Raw genomic sequence first — 17,067 nt, 5'->3', positions numbered from 1 at the left:
CTGGGTGGGGGCTCGCAGTCACGCCGGACTGATGGCTCCGGTACGGCGGGGTCGCTACCCCGTAGTCGTGTTCTCACCGGGCTTCGGCGTACCCAGGGGCCTGGCCTCGGTGATCGTCGCCGAGCTGGCCAGTCGTGGGTACGTCGTCGTCACGGTCGACCACACCTTCGAAACGGCTGCGGTGGAGTTCCCCGGCGGTCGGGTCGAACTGCAGACCCTGCCGGCCACCGGGTACGCCCGCACCGCCCGCGCGACCCGGGTTGCCGACGTACGGTTCGTGCTCGACCACCTCACCAAGCTCAGAAACGGAAGCAACCCGGACGCCGAGCAGCGACGGCTTCCCGAAGGGCTCGGCCAGATCCTCGACCTCCGCCGCATCGGCGCCTTCGGACACTCGGCCGGCGGGATCACGGCCGCGGATGTGATGGGCGTCGACCGGCGGGTGCGTGCCGGCATCGACCTCGACGGTGAGCTCGGCTACGGCTACCCCGACCCCGCATCAGCACCGACCGTCAAACACGGCACCGACCGCCCGTTCCTGCTGTTCGGCACCGGTGGCACCGGCCCGAACGGCGGTCCGCTGACCCACCACACCGAACCGTCCTGGCGCCTGTTCTGGGCGAACTCGACCGGCTGGAAGCGCGACCTCAACCTTCCCAACGGGAGGCATTACAGCTTCGTCGACTACCAGGTGCTGATCCCATGGCTCCAGCGCTTCATCCCCGTCCCGCCCGAGCTGATCGCCAACACGATCGGCTCGGCCGCCCCCGATGCGGTGCTACGCGCAGTCCGCACCTACATCCCGGCGTTCTTCGACCAGCACCTGCGGCAGCGCCCGCAGTACGGGGTGTGGAAGCACGCCCTCCCCGAAACCACCTATATCAACTGACGCAGCGTGCGCTGACGGAATGCTGAGGCAGTGCTCCTTCGCCTCGGCATAAGGCCCATCCGTCGACAGCACAGAGCGCCGTAGCTCCAGACGTAGTGCACGATCCAGGTACTTCACGATCCGGCCTCCTTGAACTCGTTGACGAGTTCAAGGTTCGCCGTGTCGACTCCTCCGTCGCGTCCCCAGATCTAATGACTTATCGGAGCCCCGGTCTTCGACTGCAGTTCCTCGAAAGTCACGCCGTCAGCGAGCTCGACCAGCCGAAGCCCGTCGTCGGTGACATCCAGTACGGCGAGGTCCGTGATGATCCGGTCGACCACTCCGCGGCCGGTGTAGGGCAGGTCGCACTCGGTCAGGATCTTGTGCGAACCGTCCTTCGCGACGTGCTCCATCAGCACGATCACCTTCTTGGCACCGTGCACCAGGTCCATCGCGCCGCCCATCCCCTTGACCATCTTGCCGGGGATCATCCAGTTCGACAGGTCGCCGGTGGCCGAGACCTGCATCGCGCCCAGGATCGCCGCGTCGATCGCACCGCCGCGGATCATCCCGAACGACAGTGACGAGTCGAAGAAGCTTGCCCCCGGCAACGTCGTCACGGTCTCCTTGCCGGCGTTGATCAGATCCGGGTCCTCGTCCCCGTCCTCCGGATACGGCCCGACGCCGAGAATCCCGTTCTCCGACTGCAGTACGACGGTGACGCCGTCCGGGATGTAGTTCGGGACCAGGGTCGGCAGGCCGATCCCCAGGTTCACGTACGAACCGTCCTCGAGCTCGGACGCGGCCCGCGCCGCCATCTGCTCACGCGTCAACGGCATGGTCACGCCTCCTTACGGGGTTGCACGGTTCGCTTCTCGATCCGCTTCTCAATGTCCTTGCCGACAGCAACTACTCGCTGGACGTAGACGCCCGGCAGGTGGATCGAGTCCGGGTCCAGCTCACCAGGCTGGACCAGTTCTTCCACGGTTGCGATCGTCACCCGCCCGGCCATCGCGGCCAGCGGGTTGAAGTTCCGCGCACTCCGGTCGAAGACCAGATTCCCATGGGTGTCACCGCGAAGCGCGTGCACCAGCCCGAAGTCCGTCGTGATCGAGTCCTCCAGCACGTACGTCGTACCGTTGATCTCGCGGGTCTCCTTCGGCGCCGAGGCCTTCGCGACCGTGCCGTCGGTGTTGTACTTCTGCGGCAGCCCACCCTCGGCCACCTGGGTGCCGACCCCGGCCAGCGTGAAGAACGCCGCGATCCCGCAGCCGCCGGCCCGGAGCTTCTCGGCCAGCGTGCCCTGCGGGGTCAGCTCGACCTCCAGCTCACCGGACAGGAACTGCCGGGCGAACTCCTTGTTCTCCCCGACGTACGACGAGGTCATCTTCGCGATCCGCTTGTCCGCGAGCAGGATGCCCAGGCCCCAGTCGTCGACACCGCAGTTGTTCGACACCACGCTGAGCCCGCTCACCCCCTTGTCATGCAGGGCGCTGATCAGGTGCATGGGATTGCCACACAACCCGAAACCGCCGACCGCGAGGCTCGCGCCGTCCTCGATGTCGGCGACCGCGGCCTGCGGCGACTCGTAGGTCTTGTCCATGCCGACGACTCTAAGCGGTCCTTGACACCTGCTCTAGTGCCGCAAGCTCGTGACGCGCCTCATAGTGAGCGTCTTCCAGGTCAGGCAGTTCCAGTACGGCGCTCAGGTGCGCCTGCGCGGTTTGCGCATGCCCGCAACACCGGGCGGCCCGGGCCAGGCCGATGTGCGCGGCCGCAACGGTCTCCGGCAGCTCAGCACGCTCACCGAGCACCAGCGCCATGCTGTAGTCGTGGCGGGCGGCGTCCAGCTTCCCCTGCACCCGGTACAGGTCACCACGACGGCACAGCAGTACGCCGACCTGTTCGTCGAGCCCGAGTCGTTCCGCCAGCTCGAGTGCCTCGGTGGTCAGCTCCAGCGGAGCACCTACCGACTGCTGGAGCGCACTGAGCGCCAGGAACGTGCCCCAGTCGTCCTCCAGCATCCGGAACCGGCCCAGCGCCGTACGGAGGGCTTGTGCGGCCTCCTCCTCGGTAGCGCGGGTCAGACCCGGGTAGCCGCGGCACAGCTCGACGGCTGCTCGCGTCCACGCCTCACCGCTCTCGTTGCGCTTCAGCACGTCCTCGACGACCTCGGTCGGTTCGAACGGGCCGAAGACGAGACACCACAGCAGCACGGTCGCGGAGTACCGGAACGGTCCCACCGTGGCGTCCACGATCTGCTGGGCCAGCTCGATCTGCTCCTGCTCCGCCGACGCGGCGCCGTGGATGACTGCGAGCAGGTACTCCTCGTCCAGCCCGACCGGAACCGTCCGGCCGAGCATGCTGAGGACCCGCTCGGCCGCTGCGGCCGCCTCGTCCTCCAGACCGCGCGACCACCAGTACCGCGAGTAACGGGCCACCAGGCGCAGCGCCGTACGAAGGTCTGTGTCGCAGGCGCGTTCGACCGCGCTGACGACTCCGCCCCCGAACTCCACGTAGCTCATTGTTACCGCTGCGCCCAAGCGATGCACAGGCGGGTGTGTCAGAAGCGCAGCACGCCCCAGCGCGGTGGGTAGTGCATGTTCGCGACGTACTGCGGCGACCAGACCCAGAACTCGCTCTCGGCGCCCTTCACGTAGCTGTTGCCGGCGATAGCATGCGGCCACTGGCAGCGCATCAGGTTCATCCGCCACTCGTCACCCTTGTCAGGCGCCGTCGGCTTGGTCTTGGTGTGTACGGCGAGGTCGGCCCACGGTACGGCGAGCTCCACCGTCCAGCCGATATCAGTGTCGGAGGGGTCGTTCACCGTGCCGTCGAGGTGGATCGCGGTGCGCAGACCGGGCAGGTTCGTCGGATCGATCGCCTCGCCACCCTCGTCGTACGGCTTGGTGAGGGTGAGCTCCCAGATCGTGCCGAGCGGGTTGATCTCGAACTCGTAGTAGTTCGCGCCGTCACCGTCGGGGTCGAGGAAGATCTCGAAGTTGTTCTCGAAGTACAGCCGGCTGTTGTGCTCGGTCATCGTCGCCCAGAGATGCGGCTCCTCGAGCTTGCCGCCGACGTACAGGTAGTCGTCGTCGTACATCAGCTTCGCCTGGGTCCGGAACCGCGGGCCCGGTCCCTCGCCGAGGATCTGGACGAAGTCGGTCGTCCACGGCGCGATCTCCCAGGCGGGATCGGTCAGCGTGCCGTCGAGGTTCGGGGCGGTCGAGGTTCGCGGGCAGTCGTAGACGGGCAGATCAGGCATCAGCGCGCTCCAGGAGGTGGGCGACCAGGTTGGCGAGCAGGAACGTGACAGCGGTCAGAACAGGGATGACGGCGAGGGTCCACGGCGAGGACAGGCTGCCGGTCAGGAAGGCCAGGACGACGGCCAGCATGAACGCGACCCCGAGGAACGCGACCAGCCGCGGATGCGGCATCGCGAGCCGGCTCAACGCCAGCCCACCGAGCACCATCGTCACCACGACGATCACCAGCAGCAGGGGCAGCCCGAGCGGACCGCAGTTCGAGGTGTCGCGGAAGCGCTCACAGCCCCGCTCGCTCGCCCACACCAGACCGATCGTCGCGAAGCCGCAGAGCAGCCCGACGACCGCCAGGATCAGGAACGGCGGCAACGGTGGCTTTTCGTCGTCCTCCATGGCCGCACAGTATCGGGATCAGGCCGCCCCAAGGGAGACCGCAATGGCATCCCGTACGGCGGCGTCGTCCGGAACCGGCTGCCCGCGCTCGGCCGCCAGCTCGGCCAGCGAGACCATCGTGACGTCGTGCAGGCCACACGTCGTGAACGTGTGAAACACCGACATGTCCGGGGCGACGTTCACCGAGAATCCGTGGCTGGTCACGCCCTTGCGGATCCGCATCCCGATCGAGCACAACTTCCGCCCGTCTGCCGTCCACACGCCGACGAGGCTGCTCGCCCCCTTCGGCGTCTCCCGCCGTACCAGCGGAAAGCCGAGCGACCCGAGCGCCTCGATCAGCCCGTCCTCCACCCAGCGCACGACATCCAGCACACCGCGCCGCTTGATGTCGATCACCAGGTAACCAACCAGTTGGCCGGGTCCGTGGTACGTCGCGAACCCGCCGCGGTCGACCGCCACGGCCGGGATCCCCGCGGTCTCGGCCGGCAGATCGGTGGCCGCCGTACGGGATCCGTAGGTGATCACCGGGGGATGGCTCAGCAGGAAGAGCCGGTCCTCGGCGAGTCCTGCTTGCCGTTCCTCGACCCAGGCCTGCATCTGCTTGCCCGCGACGTCGTACTCGATCTCACCCAGATCAACTCGCTGCACGTTGTAAGCCTAGGTCGGCCGTCCACCGCCGGTTCGAGAGCCAGACCAGGGGAAGTGCGGCCACGGGCGCGACGAGCTTCACGTAAGCCACGATCGGCACCTGCCCGAGGATGCCGCCGAGCGGAAGAAGCAGCAGCAGGAGGATCCCGAAGATCTGCAGCGCTCGGCCGAGCGGCACCCGTTGGCGCCAATGCGACGGCACGGCCGACCACGGCGCGAACAACAGCATCACGATCCGGAAGACACTCCAGTCGTCGAGGAAGCTCAGCAGGATCGGTACGGCGATCCACGCCACCCAGAGCCCGAGCACGATCGGCCCGACGACCCTTGCTTTCACGACCGGAACCTCCCCTGAAAAGACTGAGGGTCAGTCACCGGAGTGACTGACCCTTAATCTCGTGGTCGGGCTGACAGGATTTGAACCTGCGACCTCTTCGTCCCGAACGAAGCGCGCTACCAAGCTGCGCCACAGCCCGAATCGCCGTTAGCTTACATGCGCCGGGCTCGTGGACGAAATCGGGTTTACGCGGGGAACGAGAGTGAGCAATGTCGCTTCCGGACGGCAGGCGAACCGGACCGGCGCGTACGGCGAGGTCCCGAGCCCGGCCGACACGTGCAGAGCCGCTTGGCGGTCGCTGCTGCCCCAGGTCGACAGGCCTTTGACGCGGGAGGCGTCGAGGTCGCAGTTCGTCACCAGGGCGCCGTAGAACGGCACCGCGAGCTGGCCGCCGTGGGTGTGACCGGCGAGCACCAGGGGATAGCCGTCGTCGACGAACGCGTTCAGGACCCGCTGGTACGGCGCGTGCGTGACCCCGATCGAGAGGTCGGCCGACGGGTCGACCTCGCCCGCGATCACGCCGTACCGATCGCGCTTGATGTGCGGGTCGTCGGTGCCGGCGAAGTCGAGGCGCAGACCGTTCACCTTGAGGCTCGTCTTCGCGTTGTTCAGGTCGGCCCAGCCGGCGTCGGTGAACGCGCGGCGCATCTCCTCGAACGGGAGATCGGGGCCATGCGGCTTGTGGCGCTGCTTGTTGGCAGGCAGCAGATACTTCCCCGGGTTCTTGAAGTGCGGCTTCCAGTAGTCGTTGGAGCCGAACACGAAGACACCGGGGATGTCGAGCAGTGCGCCGAACGCGCGGAGCAGCGGCAGCACCGAATCCTCGTGCGAGAGGTTGTCGCCGGTGTTGACGATCAGATCCGGCTCGAGCGCGGCCAGATCGTTCACCCAGCCGATCTTCTTCTCCTGCGTCGGCATCAGGTGCAGGTCGGACAGATGCAGCACCTTCAGCGGCGCCGCCCCTTCGGCCAGCACCGGAACCGTCACCCTGCGCAGCGTGAACCACCGCACCTCGACCAGCGCCGCATACGCCACACACGCCGCCCCCACAGCCCCAACCGCAGCCGTCGCCTTCAGCGTCGTACCGGCAATCCTGCGCAAACTCATTTACCTAGCCTGCCACAATCTCTGCTATGTCCAACTCCGGAATGAAACAGCGCCTGCACGACGACATGACCGCCGCCCTCAAAGCGCGCGACGAGATCCGCAAGTCCACCCTGCGGATGGCGCTCACCGCGGTCACCAAGGCCGAGGTCGCCGGTAAGGAGGCCCGCGAGCTCTCCGACGCCGAGATCCTCGACGTCCTCGGTTCCGAGGCCAAGAAGCGCCGCGAGTCCGTCATCGCCTACCGCGACGCCGGCCGCGCCGAACTGGCAGACAAGGAACAGGCCGAGGCGGACATCCTGGCCGAGTACCTGCCCGAACAACTCACCGCCGAAGAGATCGCCGCCCTCGTCACCGAAACCATCGCCGCCACCGGCGCCGCCGAACTAGGCCCCCGCGGCATCGGCAAGGTCATGGGCGCCCTCCAGCCCAAGGTCAAAGGCAAAGCCGACGGCGGCGCCGTCTCCACCGAGGTCAAGCGCCAACTCGGCGCCTGACCCCCCCCGGGGCCTCGAAAAGCGTGTGCGCCCCGGTTCGGGGGCACACACGCCGCGTATGGGTGCCTAGATGATTACGCCCAGGAGACCGGAACCTTCAGGGACATGCACCAGTTCCCAGGGCCGCTGTTGGAGCGGGCCTTCATCTTGGCCCTGGTCGCCGGGCCGTACGATCCGTCGGCGGTCACACCGATGTACGACTGCACGGTCTCCAACGCCGCCTCGGTGGCGGAACCGAACTGCCCGTCCACAACGAGCGCGGTCCTGAACTTCGTGATCCCGCCACTCGAGGGCTTCGGCCCGTAGCACTCGTTGAGAGTCAGCTGGAGCTGTCGGACGCCGTCGCCGCTCGTGCCCTTGTAGAGATCGCAGTCCAGGCTCCTGTGTGTTGCCGACCTCCAGATCGGCACGACGCTCGAGTTGTTGTTGACGTTCTTGACCCGCCCGTAGGTGCCGCAGACGACGCCCGCCTGGGCAGGACCCGCGGCCACGATGGATCCGGCCACGCCAACGGCCGAGACCACGCTGATCATCAGGATTTTCCGTGCAGCATTCTTGGTGCTGGAGATACGCATCGAGACAGTCCTCTGTGAGAGACGACAAGCAGCACCGCGACCCTAGGCGCAGCCGCTTTCCACTCGATTGCTGTTCGCTTTCCACCGACGCCGTTTCATCGGCCGCACCGAGAATGCCGAAGGGCCTCGTCCACTCCGGACGAGGCCCTTCGCATGGCTAGCAGTTGGGGAACTTGGGTTGCCAGGGTTGGCAGCCCGGGGTGCCGCCTCCGCCAGGCAGCTGGTTGTTGCCCGGGCCGTCGCCTTCTTCGTTGTTCTCGTTCTCGTTGTTGCCTTGGTTGTTGTTACCGCGGCTGCCGTTCGAGACGAAGATGGTGACGAGGGAGCCTTCCGGAGCGCCGTCGCGGCGGCGGGGGTCGGTGTAAGCGACCGTGCCGGCTGCTTCCTCGGAGTTGACCTGCTCGGGGTTGATCTGGGCTTCGAAGCCAGCCTGCCGGAGCTTGTTCGCGGCGTCGTCGGGGTTCATGCCGTTGACGTACGGAAGCTCCTTGGTGTTGCCGCGTTGGGTCTGGTCGTTCGGGGCGGTGAAGCGCGTGGTGGGGGTGCCCTGCAGAGCGCCCTGCATGGCGGTCTGCCAGAGCGGACCCGCAGTCTGCGAACCGGAGGCGTCGTACATCTTGCGGCCGTCGAGCGTCTGGCCGATCAGGTTCTTGGCCGGCGGGGACGCGTCGGCGACGACCGTGGCAGCGGCGAGCGCGCTGGAGTAGCCGGCGTACCAGACGGCCTTGTTCTCTGACGTGGTTCCGGTCTTGCCGGCCAGGTCGCTGTTGCCGAACTTCAACCGGTTACCGGTACCACCCGGCTCCATCACCTGGTGCAGCACCTCGTTGACGCCGTCGGCGACCTCAGGGGTCATGACCTGCTTGCAGCTGGCGCCGCCGGTCGGGATCGGCTTGCCGTTGGGGTCCCGGACCGAGGTCACGATCCACGGGTTGCAGTACTTGCCGCGGGCCGCGAAACCGGCGTACGCGGCGGACATCTGGAGCGGCGTCACCAGGTCCACGCCGAGCGTCATCGACGGAACCTGTGTCAGTGGCTCACCGGTCTGCGCGTTGTTCATGCCGAGGCTCGCGGACAGCTTCGCGATCGGGCACAGCCCGACCTTCTGCGACAGCAGCAGGAAGTAGGTGTTGGTGGACTTCTGCGCCGCCTGGATCATCGTCGGCGACGCGACGTTCTTGGTCGAGTTGCTCGGCGTGTAGTCGGGCGCGGAGGTGGTGCCGTCGCAGGTGCTGAACTTCTTGCCGCTCAGATCGATCTCGTTGGGCGAGTTGATCTGGTAGTTGATCGGGAAGCCCTTCTGGATCGCGGCGGCGACCGTGAACGCCTTCATCGTCGAGCCGTTCTGGAACCCGCCGAAGCCACCGGCATACGACTTCTCGACGTTGTAGTTGTAGGCGGTCTGGTTCTTCTTCCCGCCGTACGGCTTGCTCTGGACCATGGCCTTCACCAGACCGGTCCCAGGTTGGACGATGGTGATCGCGGCGATCGCCGAGTCGGTCGGCTTCGTGTGCTCGTCGATCGACTTCTGGGCCGCAGCCTGCACCTTCGGGTCGAGCGAGGTGCGGATGGTGAGTCCGCCGGTCTTGAGGTAGTTCGCGCGGTCCTTCGACGTCTTGCCGAGTGCCGGGTTCTCCTTCAGCTGGGCGACGACGTACTCGCAGTAGAAGGGGTACGGCGAGTTGGCGCAGCCGAGCTGGTTCTTGCGGACCTTGGTCGCATCGATGACCGGGGTCTTCAGCGCCAGGTTGGCCTGGTTGACCGAGATGACCTTGAGCTCGAGCATCCGGCGGATCACCACGTCGCGGCGGTCCTTGGAGCGCTTCATGTTGTTGGTCGGGTCGTAGGCGGTGGGGCTCTTCACCATGCCGGCCAGCATCGCGGCCTGGGCCAGGTTCAGGTCCTTGGCGTCGACGCGGAAGTAGTGCTGCGCGGCCGACTGGATGCCCCAGGCGCCGTCGCCGAAGTTCGCCAGGTTCAGGTACTTCTCGAGGATCTCGTTCTTCGAGAACTCCTTCTCGGCGGCGATCGCGTACCGGAGCTCGGCGATCTTGCGCTCCGGCGTCGCGGCAGTGGCGGCCTCGACCTCGGCCGGGGTGTTCGCCTTCTCGATCAGGCTCATCTTGATGAACTGCTGGGTGATACTCGAACCACCCTGCTGGACCGAACCTTCGGTCTGGTTCACCACGAGGGCGCGCAGGGTGCCCTTGAGGTCGAGGGCGCCGTGCTCGAAGTAGCGGTCGTCCTCGATCGCGACGATCGCCTTCTGCATGATCGGCGCGATCTGGCTGAGTTTGACCGGGACCCGGTTCTTGTCCGCGAGGGTCGCGATCACCGACCCGTCGGCTGCCCGGATGGTGCTCTTCTGCTTGAGCGGCACCTCGTCGAACTGCTGCGGCAGGTCCTGCAGGGTCTCCGACGTCTTCTCCGTCGTGAACCCGGCCAGCCCCGCCAACGGCATGGCCAGACCTGCTGCCAGCGCGCCTGACAGCACACTCACTCCGAGGAACAGAACCACCGACTGGACGACCCCACGGTCGCCCTTCTCCCTGACGCGCATGGTTATTAAGACTACGGGACCCGCCATGTGGGTTACCGCTCACGCTGTGATTTGCGTCACTGTCTCTGGACAAAGTTCATCCTAAAGAACGAGGGCCCGAGCAAAAGCTCGGGCCCTCATCGCTGCAGCCGCCTCAGGCGGCGTACTGGCGTTCCTTCACCTGCGCCGGTTCCAGCGCCAGATCGAGCACTTCCCGTACGTCGCTCACCGGGTGCACGGTGAGCTCCGCCAGCACCGACTCCGGTACGTCGTCCAGGTCGGGCTCGTTGCGCTTCGGGATCAGGATCGTGGTCAACCCGGCCCGGTGCGCGGCGAGCAGCTTCTGCTTCACCCCACCGATCGGGAGGACCCGCCCGGTCAGCGACACCTCACCGGTCATCGCGACCTCCGAACGGACCGGCCGTCCGGACAACAGCGACGCCAGCGCGGTCGTCATCGTCACACCAGCCGAAGGACCGTCCTTCGGTACGGCGCCCGCAGGCACGTGGATGTGGGTGTTCCGCTCGGCCAAGTCGCCGACCGGGAGCCCCAGCTCCGCACCGTGTGAGCGCAGGTACGACAGGGCGATCTGCGCCGACTCCTTCATCACGTCACCCAACTGCCCGGTCAGCGTGACTCCGGTCGGCCCGGTCTCCTTGTCGGCCAGCGACGCCTCGATGAAGAGCACGTCACCGCCCGCACCGGTCACCGCTAGCCCAGTCGCGACGCCGGGAAGCGACGTACGCTCCGCAGACTCCGGTGTGAACCGCGGTGAGCCCAGGTACCCCTTCAGATCGGTAGAGCCGATCGTCAGTGCACCTTCCGACTCGCCAAGGGCGATCTTTGACGTCACCTTCCGCAGCACTCGAGCAATGGACCGCTCGAGCTGCCGTACGCCGGCCTCTCGCGTGTACTCGCCGGCCAGCAACCGCAGCGCCGACTCCTCCAAGGACACCTCGTCCGCCGTCAGGCCCGCCCGCTCCAGCTGACGCGGAAGCAGGTGGTCACGGGCGATGGTGACCTTCTCCTCCTCGGTGTACCCGTCGAGCTGCACCAGCTCCATCCGGTCCAGCAGCGGACCGGGGATCGAGTCCAGCACGTTCGCCGTGGCCAGGAAGACCACGTCGGACAGGTCCAGCTCGACCTCCAGGTAGTGGTCCCGGAAGGTGTAGTTCTGCGCCGGGTCGAGGACCTCCAGCAGGGCGGCGGTCGGGTCGCCCCGGTAGTCCGCACCCACCTTGTCGATCTCGTCCAGCAGGACCACGGGGTTCATCGAACCGGCCTCGGTGATGGCCCGGACGATCCGGCCCGGCAGTGCGCCGACGTAGGTACGCCGGTGCCCGCGGATCTCGGCCTCGTCCCGGACGCCACCCAGTGCCACCCGGACGAACTTGCGGCCCATCGCTCGCGCCACGGACTCACCCAGCGAGGTCTTACCCACACCAGGAGGCCCGACCAGCGCCAGTACGGCGCCACTCCGGCGACCGCCGACGACACCCAGTCCACGGTCCGCACGGCGACGCCGTACAGCCAGGTACTCGGTGATGCGCTCCTTCACATCGTCCAGACCAGCGTGGTCCGCATCCAGTACGGCGCGTGCCTCGCGCAGGTCGTAGCCGTCCTCGGTCCGCTCGTTCCACGGCACCTCGAGCACGGTGTCGAGCCAGGTGCGGATCCAGCCGACCTCCGGGGACTGGTCCGACGTCCGCTCGAGCTTGTCGACCTCCGCCAGCGCGGCCTTGGCCACGTGCTCCGGCAGGTCAGCCGCCTCGACGCGGGCCCGGTAGTCCTCTTCCTCGGACTCGGCCTTGCCGTCCAGCTCGGCCAGCTCCTTGCGGATGGCGGCCATCTGCTGGCGCAGCAGGAACTCCCGCTGCTGCTTCTCCATGCCCTCCTGGACGTCCTTCTGGATCGTCTCGGAGACCTCGAGCTCGGCCAGGTGGTCCTTGACCCAGGCGATCAGCTTCTCCAGCCGCTCGGAGACGTTGGCGTTCTCCAGCAGCTCGGACTTCTGCTCGTTGCTCAGGTACGACGCGTAGCCGGCCAGGTCGGACAGCTCCGCGGGGTCGGTCACCTGCTTCACCGAGTCGATGACCTGCCAGGCGCCACGGCGCTCCAGCACAGACGTGGTGAGGGACTTGTAGTCGCGGGCCAGCTCGGCCGACCGCGCGTCAGTGATCTCGTGTAGCTGGGTCGCTCCGACCCAGAGGGCAGCACCCGGACCTGTGGTCCCGGCGCCGATCAGGACCCGCGCCGTACCGCGGATCACTGCTGCCTGGGCTCCGCCCGGCAGCCGGCCGATCTGCTCGATCTCGCCGAGCACCCCGGCCTTGGCATATTTCCCGTCCAGCCGCGGTACCAGCAGCACCTGGTCGGCACCCGAGGCCTGTGCGGCGTCGATGGCCGCTCGCGCCTCGCTGTCGGCGAGGCGGACCGGCACGACCATTCCCGGCAGAACGACGACGTCGTCCAGCGGCAGAACCGGAAGATTCAACGTATCGGTCACGCTGTCACACCCTTATCCAAAGATTGAGTCTGACAGGCTCAACCAATGCCCCCACCAGGTCATTCCCGAGGTCCCCGGCGTTCGCTGAGGGTGAAATGGAGGGGGCCTCCGCCCCGACCTAGGCAGTGAGTAGATCGCCGATCTGCCGGAGGCCGGCCAGATCGTGGACGTCGTCGGCCAGCGCGGGCACCTCGATCGTCGGGATCGAGCGGTGACCTCTCTTGAACCGGTCGGCGCGCTTGTGGTCGGCGACCACCTGCTGCATCTTGTCCGCGTGCAGCCGGAGCAGCGCGGCGGTCAGCGGTGACTTACCCGCCTCCTCCAGCTTCTCCGCCGCTGCAAGCGACCGCTCCGCCGAGAGATCCGTCGCCTCCGAGTTCGTCACCCGGTTCAGTACGACGCCGGCCAGCGGCATGTTCTCTTGGCGCAACCGCTCGGTGAAGTACGACGCCTCCCGCAGCGCGTCGTTCTGCGGAGCCGCGACCACGAGGAACGCAGTGTGAGGCTCCCGGAGCAGCGCGACCGTCTTGTCCGCCCGCGCCCGGAACCCGCCGAAGAGTGTGTCGAAGGCGGCCACGAACGTCTGCACATCGGTCAGCACCTGCGCGCCAAGGACCTTGTTCATCACCGACATCGCCATGTTCACTGCCGTCGACATCAGCCGGAACGGTCCCTTGGCCGGAGCCAGCAACAGCCGCAGGAAGCGGCCCTCGAGCAGCGACGCGAGCCGCTCCGGCGCATCCAGGAAGTCCAGCGCGGACCGCGACGGCGGGGTGTCCACGACGATCAGGTCCCAGTCACCGGACGCTTCGGCCTGCTTGTGCAACTGGCCGAGCTTCTCCATCGCCATGTACTCCTGCGTCCCCGCGAACGACGACGACAGCGCCAGGTAGAACGGGTTCGCCAGGATCTGCTCGGCCTTCTCCGGCGTCGCATGCGCGAGCACGACCTCGTCGAAGGTCCGCTTCATATCCAGCATCATCGCGTCCAGCCGCCCGTCACCATCCACACCGGCGACCGCCCGAGGCGTGTTGTCCAACTCCGTCAGCCCGAGCGACTGCGCCAACCGCCGAGCCGGATCAATCGTCAGTACGACGACCTTCCGCCCCCGCTCCGCTGCCCGCAATCCCAGCGCCGCCGCAGTCGTCGTCTTCCCGACCCCGCCCGATCCACAGGTGACAACAATCCGCGTCGCCGGATCGTCGATCAGCGCGTCCAGATCCAAAGCCGTCACGGGCGGAACTCCTCGGCGATGTCGATCAAAGCTCCGTGGTCGATGCCCTCGGGCTGCAGCATCAGCTCGGTCACCTGCTTGCCCAGGGCATCTATCCGGTCGCGGTTCTCGCGTTCCAGCCCGACCCGCACCGCATGATCGTGGGCCTCCGCAGCCAGCGTCGCGACCAGTTCCTTGCGTACGGCAACACCGGCCGCCCGCAATCCCTTGGTCAGCTCGGCGATCGGCAGTTTCTCCTTCACTGCAAGGGCAATCGCGTCCTCGTCGAGCGGGCTGTGCCGCACCATGTTCACCACGATCGAGCCGATCCGCAGATCCAACGCCTCCAGCTGCTCGACCGCGTCCAGCGTCTCCTGGACCGGCATCTCCTCCAGCAGCGTGACCAGGTGGATCCGGGTCACATCCGACCGCAGCATCCCCATGATCGCGTCCGCCTGGTTCCGGATCGGACCGACCTTGGCCAAGTTGGCGACCTCGTGGTTCACGTTCAGGAACGACCCGATCCGCCCGGTCGGCGGTGCATCCAGCACGACCGCGTCGTACGCGAGCTTCCCGTGCGCCTTGCGTCGCGTCGCCTCGTAGACCTTGCCGGTCAGCAGTACGTCGCGCAGTCCGGGCGCGATCGTGGTGACGAAGTCGATCGCCCCCACCTTGTCGAGCGCCTTCCCGGCGCGACCCAGGTGGTAGTACATGTCGAGGTACTCCAGCAGCGCGGCCTCGGCATCCACCGCCAGCGCGAACACCTCGCCGCCCCCGACCCCGGTCGCGATCTTGCGTTCGACGTACGGGAGAGGCGGTACGTCGAAGAGCTGGGCGATGCCCTGACGGCCCTCGACCTCGACCAGCAGCACCCGCTGACCCTGCCCGGCCAGCGCGAGCGCCATGGCGGCGGCAACGGTCGTCTTCCCGGTGCCCCCTTTGCCGGTGACCACATGGAGTCGCGCCATAAGGACCAGAGTAGGACGTGGCCCACGGCACACCGCTCCCGCTGCCGTTAGAGTCGCCCCTATGAAGAAGTTCGAGTACTTCACCGCGCCGCTGCTGGTCCACTCGACCAAGGAGATCCTGGACAACTTCGGCCAGGACGGCTGGGAGCTGGTCCAGGTCGTCCCGGGGATGAACCCGGAGAACCTGGTCGCCTATTTCAAGCGGGAGATCGAGTCCAAGTGAGCCACCCCGAGGAGAAGCTGGCCGAGCTCGGCCTGAAGCTGCCGGAGGTGGCCAAGCCGGTCGCCGCCTATGTCCCGGCCGTCCGGACCGGCAACCTGGTCTACACGTCCGGTCAGCTGCCGCTGCGGGACGGCACCCTGATCGCCACCGGCAAGGTCGGCGACGCCGTCACCCCCGAGGTCGCGAGCGAGTGCGCGCAGCAGTGCGCGCTGAACGCCCTGGCCGCGATCAAGGCCGAGATCGGCGACCTGGCGAACATCAAGCGGATCGTCAAGGCCGTCGCGTTCATCGCCTCCACCCCGGAGTTCACCGGTCAGCCCCAGGTCGCCAACGGCGCCTCGGAGCTGTTCGGCGCCGTCTTCGGTGAGATCGGTCAGCACGCCCGCAGCGCCGTCGGCGTACCGGTTCTCCCCCTCGACGCCCCCGTCGAGGTAGAACTCATCGTCGAGGTCTGACCTCGGGTGGTTCGTGATCTGAGGTCAGAGCCGCTGACCGGCCGGATGGCCGAGGCGGCTCTGACCCACGTCCGGGAAGCGCGAACCCCGTCCGAACCGCGCCCCGCCTCGACCGTCATCCTGCTCCGCGACACCCCCGCCGGGCCGGAGGTCTACCTGCTCCGCCGGCAACTGTCGATGGCGTTCGCAGCCGGTATGACGGTCTTCCCGGGCGGCCGGGTCGACCCGACCGACGCGACCGTCGCCGACTCGTGGTCCGGTCCGCCGCCCGCGTGGTTCGCCTCGCGGCTCGGCTGCTCATCCGAGATGGCGTCCGCGTACGTCGCTGCCGCCGTACGGGAGACGTTCGAGGAGTCCGGCGTACTGCTCGCGGGCCCGTCTTCCTCATCTGTGGTCGCAGACACCAGTGGGGACGACTGGGAGGCCGACCGCGTCGCCCTGGAGACCCGCTCGCTTGGCTTCGCGGACTTCCTGCACCGCCGCGGCCTCGTCCTGCGCGCCGACCTGCTGGGCGCGTGGGCGCACTGGATCACCCCCGAGTTCGAGCCGAAGCGCTACGACACCGCCTTCTTCGTCGCAGCCCTCCCGGCCGGCCAGATCACCCGCGACGTGACCAGCGAGTCCGACCAGGTCGCCTGGCTCCGCCCGGCCGCCGCAGTCGCCGCGGTCGAATCGGGCGACATTCTCATGCTCGCCCCGACCTATCAGAGCTGCGCCGACCTCACGCCGTACGGCGATGTCGCCTCCGCCCTGTCCGCAGCCGGCGACCGCGAGATCCCCGTGATCCTGCCGACCCTGCGTATCGAGAACGACCTCGCGTATCTGGAGAACACGAGCCGGGAGGCCACGTGACCGCCGAACGAGTCACCGACTACGCGACCCGCATCCTGGCCGCGAACCCCGGCCCGATGACGCTCGAGGGCACCAACACCTGGATCCTCCGGGCCCCCGGTGCCACCCAGTCCGTCGTCGTCGACCCCGGACCACAGCTCGAGGACCACCTCCGCGCCGTACTGGATGCAGCCGGTGACGTCGCCGTCGTACTGCTCACCCACAAACACCCCGACCACACCGAAGGCGCCGCCTGGTTCGCCAACCAGGCCGGCTGCGGCGTCCGCGCCGTCGACCCCGCCTTCCGCCTTCCCACCGACCACGCCCACGGCCTGGCCGAAGGCGACGTCATCACCGCCGAAGACCTCCGCATCGAGGTCCTCCCCACCCCCGGCCACACCCTCGACTCCGTCTGCTTCTGGCTCCCCCAGGACGGCTCCCTCCTCACCGGCGACACCGTCCTCGGCCGCGGCACCTCCGTAGTAGCCCACCCCGACGGCGCCCTAGCCCCCTACCTCGACTCCCTCGAAAAACTCCTGGCCTTCACCAACTCCGCCGCCGGCCTAGCCCGCCTCCTCCCCGGCCACGGCCCAGTCATCACCAACCCCGGCAAAGTCCTCACGCACTACCTAACCCACCGCAAAGAC

Annotated in this window: 19 protein-coding genes and 1 tRNA gene; 6 read left to right on the top strand and 14 right to left on the bottom strand. The window is 67.5% G+C overall.

What is annotated here, in order from left to right; genetic code table 11:
- The coding region (locus tag E1261_RS32730) for an alpha/beta hydrolase family protein (RefSeq protein ID WP_132413463.1) at positions 1-889 on the top strand (889 nt) is incomplete at its 5' end.
- Positions 890-1,077: 188 nt separating this feature from the next.
- Here E1261_RS32730 and E1261_RS32725 read toward each other — a convergent pair.
- From E1261_RS32725 to E1261_RS32685, 9 genes are all read right to left on the bottom strand, one after another.
- Positions 1,078-1,707 (bottom strand): CoA transferase subunit B, encoded by a 630-nt coding sequence (locus E1261_RS32725; RefSeq protein ID WP_132413461.1) that lies wholly within the window; start codon positions 1,705-1,707, stop codon positions 1,078-1,080.
- 2 nt (positions 1,708-1,709) lie between these two features.
- Complete coding sequence (locus E1261_RS32720) at positions 1,710-2,471, bottom strand: CoA transferase subunit A (RefSeq protein ID WP_132413459.1); 762 nt, start codon at positions 2,469-2,471, stop codon at positions 1,710-1,712.
- A gap of 10 nt (positions 2,472-2,481) precedes the next feature.
- Positions 2,482-3,384 (bottom strand): tetratricopeptide repeat protein, encoded by a 903-nt coding sequence (locus E1261_RS32715; RefSeq protein ID WP_132413457.1) that lies wholly within the window; start codon positions 3,382-3,384, stop codon positions 2,482-2,484.
- A 47-nt stretch (positions 3,385-3,431) separates the two neighbouring features.
- On the bottom strand, positions 3,432-4,133 hold the full coding sequence (locus tag E1261_RS32710; protein WP_132413455.1) for a carbohydrate-binding family 9-like protein: 702 nt from the start codon (positions 4,131-4,133) through the stop codon (positions 3,432-3,434).
- The gene (locus E1261_RS32705; protein WP_202875226.1) at positions 4,126-4,524 is read right to left on the bottom strand and encodes a hypothetical protein; all 399 of its coding nucleotides are present in this window, start codon (positions 4,522-4,524) and stop codon (positions 4,126-4,128) included. The genes E1261_RS32710 and E1261_RS32705 overlap by 8 nt, the downstream gene beginning before the upstream one ends.
- Before the next feature lie 18 nt (positions 4,525-4,542).
- Positions 4,543-5,172 (bottom strand): lipoyl(octanoyl) transferase LipB, encoded by a 630-nt coding sequence (gene lipB, locus E1261_RS32700; protein WP_238176566.1) that lies wholly within the window; start codon positions 5,170-5,172, stop codon positions 4,543-4,545.
- On the bottom strand, positions 5,159-5,509 hold the full coding sequence (locus tag E1261_RS32695; RefSeq protein ID WP_132413453.1) for a hypothetical protein: 351 nt from the start codon (positions 5,507-5,509) through the stop codon (positions 5,159-5,161). Before E1261_RS32695 ends, lipB begins: the two co-directional genes overlap by 14 nt.
- Positions 5,510-5,571: 62 nt before the next feature.
- Positions 5,572-5,648: transfer RNA gene (locus E1261_RS32690), tRNA-Pro, on the bottom strand.
- 8 nt (positions 5,649-5,656) lie between these two features.
- The gene (locus tag E1261_RS32685; RefSeq protein ID WP_420814068.1) at positions 5,657-6,610 is read right to left on the bottom strand and encodes a metallophosphoesterase; all 954 of its coding nucleotides are present in this window, start codon (positions 6,608-6,610) and stop codon (positions 5,657-5,659) included.
- A 32-nt stretch (positions 6,611-6,642) separates the two neighbouring features.
- On the opposite strand from E1261_RS32685, the gene E1261_RS32680 reads away from it, so the two are divergent.
- Complete coding sequence (locus tag E1261_RS32680; protein WP_132413450.1) at positions 6,643-7,110, top strand: GatB/YqeY domain-containing protein; 468 nt, start codon at positions 6,643-6,645, stop codon at positions 7,108-7,110.
- Positions 7,111-7,184: 74 nt separating this feature from the next.
- Here the strand turns inward: E1261_RS32680 and E1261_RS32675 are convergent, their stop codons facing one another.
- From E1261_RS32675 to bagA, 5 genes are all read right to left on the bottom strand, one after another.
- Positions 7,185-7,685: a peptidoglycan-binding domain-containing protein gene (locus tag E1261_RS32675; RefSeq protein ID WP_132413448.1), complete on the bottom strand. Its 501-nt coding sequence runs from the start codon at positions 7,683-7,685 to the stop codon at positions 7,185-7,187.
- Between the two features lie 157 nt (positions 7,686-7,842).
- On the bottom strand, positions 7,843-10,245 hold the full coding sequence (locus E1261_RS32670) for a penicillin-binding protein (RefSeq protein ID WP_132413446.1): 2,403 nt from the start codon (positions 10,243-10,245) through the stop codon (positions 7,843-7,845).
- 133 nt (positions 10,246-10,378) lie between these two features.
- Positions 10,379-12,730, bottom strand: coding sequence for an endopeptidase La (lon, locus tag E1261_RS32665; RefSeq protein WP_132413444.1), 2,352 nt, complete (start codon positions 12,728-12,730; stop codon positions 10,379-10,381).
- 118 nt (positions 12,731-12,848) lie between these two features.
- Positions 12,849-13,964 carry an ArsA family ATPase gene (gene bagB / locus E1261_RS32660; RefSeq protein WP_132413442.1) on the bottom strand — a complete coding sequence of 372 codons (1,116 nt, stop codon included), beginning with the start codon at positions 13,962-13,964 and terminating at the stop codon, positions 12,849-12,851.
- Positions 13,961-14,911, bottom strand: a complete 951-nt coding sequence (gene bagA / locus E1261_RS32655) for an ATPase BagA (RefSeq protein WP_132413440.1) — start codon at positions 14,909-14,911, stop codon at positions 13,961-13,963. Before bagA ends, bagB begins: the two co-directional genes overlap by 4 nt.
- Before the next feature lie 61 nt (positions 14,912-14,972).
- Between bagA and E1261_RS32650 the strand changes: the two genes are divergently transcribed.
- From E1261_RS32650 to E1261_RS32635, 4 genes are all read left to right on the top strand, one after another.
- Positions 14,973-15,134: a Sp36 family protein gene (locus E1261_RS32650; protein WP_132413438.1), complete on the top strand. Its 162-nt coding sequence runs from the start codon at positions 14,973-14,975 to the stop codon at positions 15,132-15,134.
- Positions 15,131-15,589 (top strand): RidA family protein, encoded by a 459-nt coding sequence (locus E1261_RS32645; RefSeq protein ID WP_132413436.1) that lies wholly within the window; start codon positions 15,131-15,133, stop codon positions 15,587-15,589. The genes E1261_RS32650 and E1261_RS32645 overlap by 4 nt, the downstream gene beginning before the upstream one ends.
- Positions 15,590-15,595: 6 nt before the next feature.
- Entirely contained in the window at positions 15,596-16,441 is an 846-nt protein-coding gene (locus tag E1261_RS32640; RefSeq protein WP_132413434.1) for an NUDIX hydrolase, read from the top strand.
- The coding region (locus tag E1261_RS32635; RefSeq protein ID WP_132413432.1) for an MBL fold metallo-hydrolase at positions 16,438-17,067 on the top strand (630 nt) is incomplete at its 3' end. The genes E1261_RS32640 and E1261_RS32635, both read left to right, overlap by 4 nt.

Source organism: Kribbella albertanoniae (assembly GCF_004348455.1).
Taxonomy (GTDB): Bacteria; Actinomycetota; Actinomycetes; order Propionibacteriales; family Kribbellaceae; genus Kribbella; species Kribbella albertanoniae.
This window is presented reverse-complemented; position numbering and strand designations above follow the sequence as displayed.

Excerpts from the sequence above, each read along its gene's own strand:
- E1261_RS32710 (WP_132413455.1), bottom strand. The coding sequence starts at position 4,133 with ATGCCTGATCTGCCCGTCTACGACTGCCCGCGAACCTCGACCGCCCCG.
- E1261_RS32720 (WP_132413459.1), bottom strand. The coding sequence starts at position 2,471 with ATGGACAAGACCTACGAGTCGCCGCAGGCCGCGGTCGCCGACATCGAG.
- E1261_RS32670 (WP_132413446.1), bottom strand. The coding sequence starts at position 10,245 with ATGCGCGTCAGGGAGAAGGGCGACCGTGGGGTCGTCCAGTCGGTGGTT.
- E1261_RS32705 (WP_202875226.1), bottom strand. The coding sequence starts at position 4,524 with ATGGAGGACGACGAAAAGCCACCGTTGCCGCCGTTCCTGATCCTGGCG.
- bagA (WP_132413440.1), bottom strand. The coding sequence starts at position 14,911 with ATGGCGCGACTCCATGTGGTCACCGGCAAAGGGGGCACCGGGAAGACG.
- E1261_RS32650 (WP_132413438.1), top strand. The coding sequence starts at position 14,973 with ATGAAGAAGTTCGAGTACTTCACCGCGCCGCTGCTGGTCCACTCGACC.
- E1261_RS32675 (WP_132413448.1), bottom strand. The coding sequence starts at position 7,685 with ATGCGTATCTCCAGCACCAAGAATGCTGCACGGAAAATCCTGATGATC.
- E1261_RS32725 (WP_132413461.1), bottom strand. The coding sequence starts at position 1,707 with ATGCCGTTGACGCGTGAGCAGATGGCGGCGCGGGCCGCGTCCGAGCTC.
- E1261_RS32680 (WP_132413450.1), top strand. The coding sequence starts at position 6,643 with ATGTCCAACTCCGGAATGAAACAGCGCCTGCACGACGACATGACCGCC.